The sequence below is a fragment of the Parabacteroides sp. ZJ-118 genome (assembly GCF_011038785.1).
Lineage (GTDB): Bacteria > Bacteroidota > Bacteroidia > Bacteroidales > Tannerellaceae > Parabacteroides.
The window spans coordinates 36,597-49,763 of record NZ_JAAKDT010000021.1 but is presented as its reverse complement, the minus strand read 5'-3'; the positions used below and the strand labels follow the sequence as shown (position 1 = coordinate 49,763).

Below are 13,167 nucleotides of genomic sequence, written 5' to 3'. Positions count from 1 at the left end.
ATGGCACGAGGGATCCACCTCTTCCCATTCCGAACAGAGAAGTTAAGCCTCGTCACGCCGATGGTACTGCGTAACAGTGGGAGAGTAGGTAGCCGCCGTCTTGAGTGAAGGCGATAGCCGGAAGAGAGGGGAGTCAATCCGAAAGGGTTGACTCCCCTTCTTTTTTATGAGCCATCCGTTGTAGGGAGACGCGGCGTGCCCGCGTCTCTCTACTTTATTGGTAGCGTACGGCTGTTCCTGCGGCAGTAACCATCAGCATACTTCCGCTTCCTCCTACGGTCTCGAAATCCAGATCTACGGCGATTACAGCGTTTGCGCCCATTCGTGCCGCATGGTCACTCATCTCTTTCAAGGCCGTCTCTTTCGCTTCGCGTAAGACGCCCTCGTAAGAACCTGAACGTCCTCCGACAATATCTCGGATACCTGCGAAGAAATCTTTGAATACATTCGCTCCGATGATCGTTTCACCGGATACGATTCCGAAGTACTGGGTAATTTCTTTTCCTTCAATCGTGTTAGTTGTTGTGAGTAACATAGCTATTTATTTTACCGGTTGATGGGTCATGATAAACTCAAGCCTACCTCCATTTATGATATCGGAGTGGCTGATGAAAGGAGTCTCAAGGACTTTGCCGTTTAGCCTGACCTCTTTCACGTACTTATTGGCAGGGCTGTTGTCGATCGCCACGATCTCGAAAACACCGCCTTTTACGTGCACAGAAGCCTTGTTTACCATCGGGCGACCCAATGTATAAACCGGAATACCCGGACTCACCTGATAAAAACCTAGCGCGCTCATGACATACCAAGCAGACATCTGCCCGCAATCCTCATTGCCGATGATACCATCCGGTTCATTCGTGTAGAAATTCCGCATGATATAATCCAAATACCCTTGCCCCTTCCATGGAGAATCTGTCCAGTTATAGAGATAGGCCATATGGTGGCTTGGTTCGTTTCCATGAGCGTATTGGCCGATCAATCCGGTAATATCTCCGGAGGCTTCCGCCCCGTCTATCTGGGAAGAGGTGGTGAACAAGGTGTCTAAACGTGTTTCCAACTCTTTCTTGCCACCGATAGCGGCGATGAAGTTGTCCATATCATGAGGTGCGAAGAAACTCCATTGGAAGGCATTCCCCTCGGTATAATCGCTTTTCATGTGCGAAGAATAGCGGGGATTGAATGGGGTGCGGAAAGAACCGTCGCCCATTACCGGACGCATCATCTTCGTCTCGGGATCTAAATAGCGTTTGTAGTATTCAGCTTTCTTGGCATACGCATCCGCTAACTCCATGTTACCAGCTTTCTTGGCGATCTGGGCGATACACCAATCCTCATACGCCATCTCCAGACCCCACGATACGGATTCGGGCACGGAGTCGGCGGGGACGAAACCATATTTCTCCTTATAGTAAGGATGTATCGTGATCAGATCCAGCTCGCGGGTGCCTTTAAACTTCTCGGCAAGATCCTCCCGATAAACGGAAGAACGTGCGCCGGCTTCCGCCCAAGTGCTCATATCTCCTTCCGCTAAATCTTTCGCTACCAGGTCGGCGAGGACCGAGACGGCCGGATACCCTACCATACAACCTGTATAACTGGAGGCTAAAGGCCATTTGGGTAATATTCCGCCTTCTTTATAACCCTGCACGAGCACCTTTCCCCAATCTGTCGCCAGGGTCGGATTAATGATTGTCATTAATGGATGAAGCGCGCGGAACGTATCCCATAAGGAGAATACGGAATAATTTACATAACCCGGTTCGGCGGTATGTACTTTCTTGTCCATGCCTAGATAACGCCCGTCCACATCTTGATAAGCGAAGGGGGCGATCATGGTATGATAGAGCGCCGTATAGAAATTGACCATGACTTTCGGATCTGCCTCGAGCTGGATCGAGTTTAAGGCCTCGTTCCAGACACGTGCCGATTCCTCACGGGTCTTATCGAAATCCCATCCGGGCAACTCTGCCGCGAGATTCTTCTCGGCGCCTTCCGGATCGATTACGGATAAGGCAACCTTTACGTAAAGCGGTCGTGCCTTTTCCGCGAATTTGTAATGAAACTTCAAATCCCCGGCCGTATTCAGGCGTAAGAACAAGGAGTCTTTACGTAATTTCCCGTCCATGTATTGGTATACGGTCTCGATCGGTTCCGAGAAAGTAATCCGATAGGACATGGAGTGGTAATGCGCCCAGCCTTGTGTCTTCACGGTTCCTTCCACCGTAGAGTCGTTTACGAGTAAATACTGGTTACCGACCAGCCTGTGTCCCCAGTTCGGTTGCAGGATATGCCCCAAGTCAAGCAAGACACGACGTTCTTTGGGATTGTCGTATGTATACTTATGGAAACCTACGCGATCCGTAGAAGTCAATTCTACGTTGATGCCAAAGTTGTCCAAACGTACGGCATAATACCCCGGTGTCGCTTTCTCGGTGTCTTTCCGGAAGGTCGCTATCGGTTTGATGGAATCGCCTCCGGAGAAAGGCAATAAGGCTACGTCACCCAGATCGCCGATACCCGTACCGGAAAGATGCGTGTGGCTGAACCCGTAGATATGGTTGTCGTCATAATGGTAACCACTACTTGCGTCCCATCCCAAGATATGGGTATCCGGGCTTAATTGTACCATCGCGTACGGACGGGTAGCTCCGGGAAAGGTGTGCCCATGGAATCCGGTTCCGATGAATGGGTCTACATACCTCACCTCATCTTGTAGCTGTGGCGACTCCGACGCTTGCTTGCATCCTGCCAGCAGGCAGGCAAGAGCGGCTTGAAAAAATAAGATCGTTCTTTTCACTGTTATTATGGATTTAGTTTGTAATAAGCAAATTATCGCACATCTGTCACAAAGATAATGGCTTTGGGGGAATATTCGAAATTTCCCTTTAAAATCTACGACCTTTTTCGGGCTCCGTTCATGAGGCCGGGGCATTCCCTCTTCCCTTGGAAAAGATTTTGGCGCCCGTATAGGGGGACATGTCTCGGAAGATCGAAAATTAATCACTACATTTGAGCCGTTATTTAAACTTATTACTCATTTAACGCATAAGATTATGGGAACGAACATGAAGAAAGCCTTCACGGCTCTTTTATGCCTTTTGTTTTGCATCACGATCTCGGCACAGGATAAAGCCGCTGATTTTAGTAAGCTCGTAGGCGATTGGTCCTTCTCTGCCCCCGACGCTCCGTATGGATATCAAGCGGGCAGTTTTCAGATCAGGCAAGAGAACGGCAAGTTGACCGCCAAAGTGGATATACAAGGTAGCATCTTGGAGATACGTGATATCAAGGCGAGAGGAGATAAGTATTTCGGTTCCTTTTATGTGGATGGAACGCCCGTAGACTTGACCATGATCCAGGAAGGAAATACGTTAAAGGGAATGGCCGACGCCGGCGGTATGCAGATCCCCGTGAAATTCAAGAAAACGAAGAAGTAACCGCTTTGTGGTACCGTGAGTTTCCGTTAACTTCGCGGCAAAAACTACAAAAGGATGTTTACAGTAATCGGAATCATGTTCTGCGGCATTGCCGTGGGGTATTTCTTTCGTAAAGTAGAATGGCTGCAAAAGATCGGTAAGCCTATTTCTTATACGATTCTTCTCCTTTTGTTCCTGCTGGGAATCTCGGTAGGGGCTAATGAGTCTGTCGTGAATAATCTTACGACGTTGGGCGGGCAAGCCCTGTTGATTGCCTCGGCCGCTACGTCGGGCAGCCTCTTGGCCGCATGGGGCGTTTACCATTTCTTTTTTAAGGAGAGGAATTGGGGATGAAAGGGAGTTTGGTCGTCGCGGGCTTCTTTGCCTTGGGCTGCTTGCTGGGATGGAGTGGCTATCTGCCCGAGGTCGTTATCGAGAGTGACGCGACGGTTTATGTACTTTACCTCTTGATGTTTCAAGTAGGGATTAGCATCGGAAGCGACAAGAAACTGAAAGAGATTTTGTCGAGTATACGGCCCAAATTGCTGCTGGTACCCTTGGCTACGATTGTCGGGACGTTGACATTCTCCGCCTTGATCAGTCTCGTACTTACGAAATGGAGCGTATTCGATTGTTTGGCGGTCGGAAGCGGTTTCGCCTATTATTCATTATCATCCATCTTGATAACAGAGCTGAAAGAACCTACCTTGGGGGCTCAATTGGCAGCGGAGTTAGGAACGATCGCCTTGATCGCTAATATTATCCGTGAGATGTTTGCCTTGCTGGGCGCTCCGTTGTTTGTTAAATATCTCGGAAAGCTATCTCCGATTTGTGCGGGAGGAGCTACTACGATGGACACGACATTACCGATCATCACCCGTTATTGCGGAAAGGACTTGGTCTTTGTCTCTATCTTTCACGGGATCGTGGTGGACTTCACGGTTCCGTTTTTCGTATCTTTCTTCTGCTCGATGTGAGCGTTTCTTGAGGTCGAAACTTTAGTTCTGCGGTAATTGTATGAGACGGTTATAGAGACGCGGCACACGCTACGCCTCTACAACTGGGGTGTTTTGTTACTTGAATAGCATCGGGGCGAATTTTGTGAGATAGATACGCCAGTTTTTCCAGATATGGCCGCCGTCGCTCTCATAGTATTCGTATTTGTAGCCGTTATCGTCTAGTTTCTTACGATAGTCCACGTTGTTTTTGTATAAGAAGTCGGTTTTACCGATAGCGATCCAGTATAATTTCGGGTGCTTGCCGAATTGTACTTTCAGCTTCTCATCCATATTCTGGTAGATGGGAGATTCGGAGTCTTCGCGGGGGAGGATAGCGGCAGAGAATAATCCTACGTAATCGAACATATCCGGATATTGCTTAGATATATGCAAAGAATGGAACCCACCCATGGAAAGTCCGGCTATCGCACGGCTGGCTTTCTTTTTTTCCACGCGGTAATTGCTCTCGATAAACTTAATAACATCCGGGAAGCTGCTTTCCATGCTACCCTCCATGGTTTTCGGCAGTTGCATATTCGGCTTGATTAAACCTAGGCTGGATTCTCCCGGAGCGGCCTCTTGATTCGCATTTCCGTTTGTCATAACCACGATCATCGGTTTCGCCTTGCCTTGTGCGATTAGGTTATCCATGATCTGGGCCGTACGTCCTAAAGCGATCCAAGCTTCCTCATCGCCCCCCATGCCATGTAATAGGTAGAATACCGGATATTTTTTACCGCTTGTTTCATAGCCAGCCGGTGTATAAACGGTAATACGGCGGGTTTTCCCCAATGTCGGACTCTCATACCAACGGCGAGCGACTGTTCCGTGAGGCACATCATTGACGCTGTATACATCGCCCTGCCCGCCTTTGATAATAAAGATATTCGTAACGGATGCCACGTCACGGTTCAGATAGACATTGTTCGGGTCTGTGGTCTTTAATCCGTCGACAATAAAGGAGTAGCTATATAATTCGGAGGGAAGCGGTTTAGGTGTGGTATATTCCCAAACGCCTTCCTTGCCCTCCTTTAAATCAGCGGTACCGGGTACATCCACTGAACCGAACTGAGTCTTCATCTTCTGTGTGGGAAGGAAATCTCCTGTTACCTGCACCTTTATCGCTTTGGGTGCTATGAACCGGAAGGTTACGGTGTTGTCCGGATGAATCTCCGGAGAGACGATGTTCTGACTACCCCAAAGGGCCTGTTGGGCGAACGTGATCACGCTGATCAGCATGAACACGGTCAAGATTGATAATCTTTTCATAATGATAAATTTATTAATGGTATTATACTAGGCTCCAAAGATTATCGCAAATATAATGAATAATTTGTCACATGAACAATAAATAGGCTCGATAATGTGTCTCTTTTGTGACGGGACATAGCGAGAGGTAACCTTCTTGAATCTTTCCATTGACAAGGCGAGGTGGATAAGCCTCTGACATGAAGCGGTGTTTATCGAGAGCCTTCCCGGCTTCCTTCTCGTAGGAAACCCGGTAATCGCCAATAGCTCCGGGCACCACATAGTGCTGGAATAGACGTAAAGCGACCATTCCCATCGTATACCGCATATTGATCTCAATGCAAGGATGAATAGCGAAAGATCCGTCTTTTTGTCTATAGACCAGCATATCCACACCGATACAACCTGCGTAGGTAGATCCGTAGGCTTCTTGCAATACGATACGTACCGCCTCTTGGATGCGGGAATAGGTTTCTTCGCCCGTGAATCGGGTGATGCGAGAGAGCATGGCGAATTGTTCCTCCAGGATATTACCTGTATAGGAACCTCGCTCCTCGGTATTGAAAACGGATAATCCCTCGTAACGGACATTACCTTGCCCGTCGGAATAAAATTCCATGGCGAAATCCTGTACTTTGTCTAATCCGCTTTCGATGCTGATCATTCCTTGTTTGTTGAATGCGCCCTCTATCCAGTTCTTCGTCTTTGTATCCAGTTTTCGTTTCTCTACCCATAGCAGTCCCCGTCCGGAAGAGGAATAGGGCGTTTTTAATACGAAGGGAGTGTCGCATAAGAGCATGTATCTCTCCACCTCCCGGATTTTCGTACAGAAACGAGGCGCTCCCGGAATAGAGAGATCGGGCAGGAGCGTCTGTATCTTTTCCAGACATTCTGCCGCCGTCTGCCTGCCGGTAAGGCGAAAATAATCCTCCTTCCAAGCCGGGACGGATAGCTGGACTTTTGTCTTGTCCCTCAACCGCTCGAATAGGTGGAGACTATGCGGGGAAAGTCCCCACGGAACCGCATCCATAGGAGCGAGATAAGGCGCGTTTTTCGCCAGCATCGCTTTTGTTACGGGTATAGGAGCAGGGTGCAGGTCTTTGGGCAAATGGGCAAGAAACGGAGGGGCTGCTTTACGATCTTCCAGATAGACAAAAGCATCCTCTTCCGCATACCAAACTGGCAGCAGCGCCAAGTCTTGTTGCATTTTACGGACATTTGTCGGCGCCGTGTAGTTCTGTGTCCCTAAAAGTACGGCCGTCTCGTGGCCGGGATTGAAATAATGTATCCGTGACATAAAAGCGTAAAAACAACAAAGCCGTCTTTTTAAGGGACGGCTTCGCTCGGGTTTATGGGATTGTTATTCCAGATTCTCGTCGATGGCATCGATCTTCTTGATCGTTAGAGCCATATCCTCTTTCAGTTTCTCGATCTTACGTTCCATCTCTTTCAGTAAGCCGCCGCCGCCTTTCGAGGAAACGCTTAAGAAGCCGATGTTGTTCTCGTAAGTCTGAAGCTCGTTCTTCATGCGCTCGTACATACGCATCAACTTATCACGTTCGCTGAACAAACGGCCTTTACCTCTTTCGCCGTTGGTCATCTCGTTTAGATTGTTGCGGAACGACTGCATCTTGCGATCGTTTTGGTCTACCTTCAAACGATCGAATTGTTGGTCAACCGCCTCGTGATATTCCTTGTAGATCTTATCTTTCTCCTTGAACGGTACGAAACCGATCGTATTCCATTCCGCCATATAAGACTTCAAGGTCGCGATAGCCTCATCATGCTCAAGGCTCTCGTCCATGCCCTTGATCTTGGCGATCAGCTCTTTCTTTGCGGCTAAGTTGGTCTGCTCTATGCTCTTTTGGGAAACAACGTTCTTATTCTTTTGCTCGAAGAAATAATCACAAGCCGAGATAAAACGTTTCCAGACAGCGTCGGAATGCTTACGGGCTACCGGTCCGATCGTCTTCCATTCTTTCTGCAATGCGACCATCTTATCTGTCGTATCTTTCCAGTCCGTACTATCCTTCAAGGCCTCGGCTTTCTCGCATAACGCACGCTTAGCGTCCAGGTTTTTCTCCATATCGCTCTTGATCGTCTTGTAGAACTCGCTCTTCTTCTCGAAGTAGACATCGCAAGCGGCACGGAAACGTTCGAATATCTTTACATTATGTTTTTTCGGAGCGAAACCAATCGTCTTCCATTTCTCTTGCAAGCCGATTACCTCCTTGTTTTTTTCTTCCCAGTCCTTAAACGATTTCAGTACGCTGAAATCGATCGCCTCGATTTGTTCGCAAATCACAGTCTTCGCATCCAGATTCTCCTGCTCTTTCGCCTTCAGTTTCTCGAAGTGCTCCTGGTGACGCTTGTTGATCACGGTCGAGGCTGCTTTGAAGCGAGCCCATAAATCCTCACGTAACTCCTTCGCTACCGGCCCGATCTCACGCCATTGCTGATGCAGTTTCTGAAGCTGGTGGAATGCGGAGATAACATCCGGCTCGTTACCTAGTTTCTCTACGGTTTCGCACAAAGCGGTCTTCAATTCCAGATTTTTCTTGAAGTCGTAATCGCGGAACTGATTATTTATCTTGATAATATCGTAGAATTTCTCGGTGTAGATCTGATAATTCTTCCAAAGCTCATTCACGTGCTCTTGAGGAACGGCTTTCACCTCTTTCCATCTTTGTTGGATGTCCTTGAAGGAGTTGTATAACTTATTGAAATCATCTTGGCTTTCGCAAAGCTCTTTCAATTGGTCGATCAACTGCAATTTCAACGCGTAGTTAGCGGCCTTAACACGCTCTTCCTCGGCGAGGATAGCGGCTCTTTTCTCTTTATAAGAGGTGAGCAAATCCTTGATCTTGTTCTCGGTTTCGTCAGCGGGGGCTGTAAAATCCTTTTCTTCGCCACCATCAGCGACGAATTTTTTCTTAAGTTCTTCCACCTCGCTACGACAAATCTTGTAGTAAGCCTGTTTCAAAGCCTCTACTTCTCCACGGGAAGTCTCTACGGAAGTCTCAACAAGTTCGGTTAACTTAGCGAGAATTTCTTCTTTGGTTAATTTACCTGCGGCAATAGCAGCACCAGCCTCCGCCGTGCCGTTGGCTTCTTCAACGTCTGCGGTAGCATCGATTTCCGGCATCTCAACCGGTTTTTTAGTTTCTTCCAATTTCCCGGCTTCTTCCGGCAAATTAGTCTCAAGAGTGTCCTTCATATACAATCGCTTTTAAGGAAAGGATAAATACATCCCTATATCAAGTCACAAATTAAACTAAATATTTTTGGATTACAGCATTTCAGGGGAATTATTTATCTAAAAAGTTATTTTGGATACTAATAGATGTTAAGGCTGGTCTATTTTTCTTGATTCCGGTTGTTGAGACGGGGCATGCCCCGTCTCCCGGGATCTACTCATACTATTTAATCTTATTTATCCCAGGAAGGAAATCAACACACCGGCAGCTACTGCCGAGCCGATCACCCCCGAGATATTACTAGCCATACAATATTGCAAGACATGGTTCTTCGGATCATATCGCAACGCGATCTCATTCGCCACACGAGAGGCCATTGGCACGGCGCTTAAACCCGTGGCTCCGATAAGCGGATTGATTTTCTTCTTCGTGAACAAATTGAATATCTTAACGAAGAAGATACCCCCGGCGATGGACAAAGCGAATGCCAAGAAACCTCCGATTACGATACCGATCGTTGTCAGGTTCAAGAACGCCTCCGATGTCATGGTAGCTCCGACAGACAATCCAAGGAAGATCGTTGCAGCGTTCATGATGCTGTTGGAAGCCGCGTCGAACAGGCGGAACGTATTTGTCCCGATCTCCTTTATTAAGTTACCGAACATCAGCATACCGATCAATGGAACTGAGCTGGGGACGAATAAGGCGACTACCGTGGTTACCACGATCGGGAATATGATCTTCAATACACGCAAGTTCTTGATCTCCGTGCCGGAAGGAAATTTCTTCTCTTGCTCTTTCATGTTGATCCGTAACTCTTCCTTCGTGCACAATAGTTTAACTACCAAAGGAATGATAACTGGAACTAAAGCCATGTAAGAATAAGCCGCGATAGCGATCGGCCCTAATAAATGGGGCGCCAACTTAATGGTCGTGAAGATAGCCGTCGGGCCATCTGCACCTCCGATGATTCCAAGAGATCCGGCTTCTTTCGGCGTGAATCCCATCAAGATCGCTACCAAAAGTACCGTGAAGATTCCCAGTTGAGCCGCAGCGCCGAAAATGGATAGGCGAAGGTTGCGGAGCATCGGGCCGAAGTCGGTCAATGCGCCGACACCCATGAAGATAATCGGCGGCAAGAAACCCGTCTTGATCAACATATAATAGATGAAGTTCATCAAGCCAAGTTCGTGGGCGATATCATGCAACGGCATCTCCCAGATGTTCCTCATTACACCGTGTACATTGACCAATCCATTCTCATCCGCTTGAATCACTCCCATATCGCCTCCGGGGAAATTGGCGAGCAATACGCCGAACGCGATAGGCACGAGCAATAGCGGCTCATATTGTTTCTTGATGCCGAGGTAGAGCAATACGAACGCTATGGCATACATGATCAAGAACTGCGGTTCAGCAATGATATTGCTGAACGCAGTCATCTCATATAAGTTTTGAAATATCTCGTTCATTACTGAATCGTCATTAATACATCATCCTCAGATACGGCATCGCCGGAAGACAGGCAGATCGCCGTGATCGTTCCCCCGAACTCCGCACGTACGGCATTGTATGTCTTCATGGCCTCCACATAGCAAAGGATATCTCCTTCTTTCACTACGTCGCCCACCTTCACCGGGGTATCGGAAGCATTCTTTACCAGGAAGAATTTACCTTCTAGCGGAGAAAGCACCTCTTTTCCCGCACCTGCGGGAACGTTTGCCGCCTCCGGGGCTTTCGGGGCGAGGGCCGCCGTCGGTTTGGCTTCCGGAGCCGCGCTGTTGGTATCACCGAAAGCGACGGTCACGCGGTAGGCCTGTCCGTTTACATCTACGGTCATGACTTGCGGAGTCGTTGGCATCGCCAATGTAGCGGCGGGTGTCACCGGTTTACCTGCGTTCGCTTTCTCAGCCTTACGTTTTGCTACGTCTACCTTAAACTCGACCTTGGCCTTTCCGGAGCGATAGGCCTCGTATTGAGCGGGGTGCATAGCGTATTCGAAGAGCTCTTCCTCGTCCTCGCCAACTTCCCATTGTTTCTCGTTCATCAACCTGCGATACTTATCCAACGCGTCCGGGTAATTGTTTTGAGGATTACCCTCGAAGAACTTACGTCCCTCGGCTTGCGCCTTCTCGATAATCTCGGGAGCCAACGGACCCGGGAGTCGTCCGGCTTTTCCAAGGATCATATCCCAGATATCATCGGCGATCATGCTCCAGCGGGCTTTCCCCTTCTCCATCTGCATGACGTTCATCAAGGCTAGGTTCTTCACGTATTGGCTGAATGGTGTTACCAATGGAGGATAACCGACGCGCGGCCATACGTAAGCGACCTCGTCGAACAATTTGATCAACAACTGGTCTTGAGACATCAGGGGTTTGTTGTTCTTGATATTGCTCTTGTTGATCGTCTCTAGGTTCTTCTCAAGGTCCGCCATCAAGCTACCCATCATACCGCCCGGAAGTCCCGGCCCGATCAGCAAGGAATTCATTAACCGGTTCTTCGGGCTGATATACAATCCCAAAAAATCATCCATGAATTCTTGAATCAAGGCACGAACCTTCATATAAGCCGTCATGTTGATCTCAGGCACCTTATAACCGGCATCTTTCAACATGGCCTGTACGGTTAGCAAGTCCGCATGGCCTGTACCCCAAGAAAGCGGCTCCATACCTACGTCGATATAGTCGCAGCCCGCATCGCAAACCTCCATGATGGAAGCCACGCTAAAGCCGGGACCTGCGTGGCTATGATATTGGATAGGAATCTCCGGATACTTTTCCTTGATATTGGCTACGATACGACCCAATGTGTACGGACGTCCGATACCGGCCATATCCTTGATACAAATCTCATCCGCTCCGAGCTCGATCAACTCGAAGGCCATTTTTGTATAATACGCAACCGTATGTACCGGAGAATGCGTGATACACAAGGAGCACTGTGAGATCATACCGGCCTCTTTCGCATACTTAATAGACGGGGCGATGTTCCGCACGTCGTTCAAACCGCAGAACGTGCGGGCGATATCCGTTCCTTGCGCTTTCTTTACCTTGTAAAATAGCCGGCGTACGTCATCGGGCACCGGGCTCATGCGAAGTCCGTTCAACGCACGGTCTAACATATGCGTCTGGATACCTGCCGCATGGAATGGCTTCGTCCATTCCCGGACCGCTTTATTGGGATTCTCGCCGAATAATAAGTTGACTTGTTCAAATCCTCCGCCATTCGTTTCCACCCGGGCGAAACAGCCCATTTCGATAATTGCCGGAGCGACTCTGGTTAGTTGGTCTACGGTCGGGACATACTTTCCGGCAGATTGCCACATGTCTCGGAAGACCAAACTGAATTTGATTTCTCTTCTCATGATGTTAATATGTCTTATTTATACTTTCTCAATTTTGATAACTTTCCCCCGTCCGCGGGTCACGGCGCTGATTGCCGATACGATGGCGGCAGTCTCCTGTCCGGAAAGGCTGCCGATTGCGGTAGTTTGCGTTGAAATGCCCGTTTGTACCCGAGTGGATGCCGCTACCGGCTTCTTCGCTAGGATCTCTTCCGGTGCGTATTTATTCACCAAAACGATAAGTCCTTTTCCCAGATTGATAACGATCAAAAGGATAGCAAATACGGTGGTCATCCCAACTCCCATTAACAAAAGTCCTGTTTCTATATTCTCCATATTCTATATTTGTGGATAGCTTAAAAGGTTTCTACTAAAGATTGAGCAACTTTCAGCCAAATTAAAAACAACCGCGAAATTATAAAATGCGGGAAAACGATCTGTTACATTTTAATTAAAAAAATGAAAATAAATAAGCGGAAATCGTCCTTTTGTGGATGTTTGTTAGAAAAAGGATGGATAGATGCTGTTAAACGGCTTTTGACTGGCGGCACAAGATACTAGGGAATCCGTCTCGCGTTTCATTGACTTGGCACCGTATCTCAATGGTTTTCCGGTCGTATCTCAATGAAAAAAAAGTGGGGAGGGCAGGGTGCAAAGGGCGCATCTTTACGTACCTCTATTTTCCTCCTTCTTCCACCCGCCCGCAAACCGCCTGTCGACAACAGGGCATTGAGCAACGTCTTTGACAAAAGAGCATCAAAATGCTCCATAACTGAAAATATTCCACCGAAAGGTGTGAGTTTCTCTGATTTTATTACTACTTTCGCCATGCCAGTCAAGGGTTATTTGGGTTTTTTCCACAACACTAAGTTAAGTGGTCTCCCTGACATGGCAAAATTCTAGGCAACAGAATGTTGTTCAGGAACTTATAAGAAACTCTAATTGAAATATTGCGGAAT

12 protein-coding genes and 1 rRNA gene are annotated in these 13,167 nt (G+C 48.1%); 4 read left to right on the top strand and 9 right to left on the bottom strand.

What is annotated here, in order from left to right; all coding sequences use genetic code 11:
• Positions 1–101: ribosomal RNA gene (rrf, locus tag G7Y39_RS07300) — 5S ribosomal RNA — on the top strand; the annotation flags it as partial.
• A 113-nt stretch (positions 102–214) separates the two neighbouring features.
• Here rrf and G7Y39_RS07295 read toward each other — a convergent pair.
• Both G7Y39_RS07295 and G7Y39_RS07290 read right to left on the bottom strand, forming a co-directional pair.
• Positions 215–535 (bottom strand): heavy metal-binding domain-containing protein, encoded by a 321-nt coding sequence (locus G7Y39_RS07295; protein WP_165156512.1) that lies wholly within the window; start codon positions 533–535, stop codon positions 215–217.
• A gap of 6 nt (positions 536–541) precedes the next feature.
• Complete coding sequence (locus G7Y39_RS07290; RefSeq protein ID WP_165156510.1) at positions 542–2,800, bottom strand: GH92 family glycosyl hydrolase; 2,259 nt, start codon at positions 2,798–2,800, stop codon at positions 542–544.
• Between the two features lie 256 nt (positions 2,801–3,056).
• On the opposite strand from G7Y39_RS07290, the gene G7Y39_RS07285 reads away from it, so the two are divergent.
• From G7Y39_RS07285 to G7Y39_RS07275, 3 genes are read left to right on the top strand one after another with little or no spacing between them, the layout of a single operon-like run.
• Positions 3,057–3,440, top strand: coding sequence for a hypothetical protein (locus G7Y39_RS07285; RefSeq protein ID WP_241159979.1), 384 nt, complete (start codon positions 3,057–3,059; stop codon positions 3,438–3,440).
• A gap of 54 nt (positions 3,441–3,494) precedes the next feature.
• A complete protein-coding gene (locus G7Y39_RS07280) occupies positions 3,495–3,773 on the top strand; it encodes a LysO family transporter (RefSeq protein WP_165156508.1) in 279 nt (92 codons plus the stop codon).
• Positions 3,770–4,396 carry a lysine exporter LysO family protein gene (locus G7Y39_RS07275; RefSeq protein WP_165156506.1) on the top strand — a complete coding sequence of 209 codons (627 nt, stop codon included), beginning with the start codon at positions 3,770–3,772 and terminating at the stop codon, positions 4,394–4,396. Before G7Y39_RS07280 ends, G7Y39_RS07275 begins: the two co-directional genes overlap by 4 nt.
• Before the next feature lie 96 nt (positions 4,397–4,492).
• On the opposite strand, the gene G7Y39_RS07270 is transcribed toward G7Y39_RS07275, so the two are convergent.
• The 7 genes from G7Y39_RS07270 to G7Y39_RS07240 form a co-directional block, all read right to left on the bottom strand.
• Positions 4,493–5,686 carry an esterase gene (locus G7Y39_RS07270; protein WP_165156504.1) on the bottom strand — a complete coding sequence of 398 codons (1,194 nt, stop codon included), beginning with the start codon at positions 5,684–5,686 and terminating at the stop codon, positions 4,493–4,495.
• A 67-nt stretch (positions 5,687–5,753) separates the two neighbouring features.
• A complete protein-coding gene (locus tag G7Y39_RS07265; protein ID WP_165156502.1) occupies positions 5,754–6,962 on the bottom strand; it encodes a hypothetical protein in 1,209 nt (402 codons plus the stop codon).
• A 63-nt stretch (positions 6,963–7,025) separates the two neighbouring features.
• Complete coding sequence (locus G7Y39_RS07260; protein ID WP_165156501.1) at positions 7,026–8,882, bottom strand: DUF349 domain-containing protein; 1,857 nt, start codon at positions 8,880–8,882, stop codon at positions 7,026–7,028.
• Positions 8,883–9,098: 216 nt separating this feature from the next.
• Positions 9,099–10,334 (bottom strand): sodium ion-translocating decarboxylase subunit beta, encoded by a 1,236-nt coding sequence (locus G7Y39_RS07255; RefSeq protein WP_165156500.1) that lies wholly within the window; start codon positions 10,332–10,334, stop codon positions 9,099–9,101.
• Complete coding sequence (locus G7Y39_RS07250) at positions 10,334–12,229, bottom strand: biotin/lipoyl-containing protein (RefSeq protein ID WP_165156499.1); 1,896 nt, start codon at positions 12,227–12,229, stop codon at positions 10,334–10,336. Before G7Y39_RS07250 ends, G7Y39_RS07255 begins: the two co-directional genes overlap by 1 nt.
• 18 nt (positions 12,230–12,247) lie before the next feature.
• Entirely contained in the window at positions 12,248–12,544 is a 297-nt protein-coding gene (locus G7Y39_RS07245) for an OadG family protein (protein WP_165156498.1), read from the bottom strand.
• A 263-nt stretch (positions 12,545–12,807) separates the two neighbouring features.
• Positions 12,808–13,038 (bottom strand): hypothetical protein, encoded by a 231-nt coding sequence (locus G7Y39_RS07240; RefSeq protein ID WP_165156452.1) that lies wholly within the window; start codon positions 13,036–13,038, stop codon positions 12,808–12,810.
• Positions 13,039–13,167: the final 129 nt, after the last annotated feature.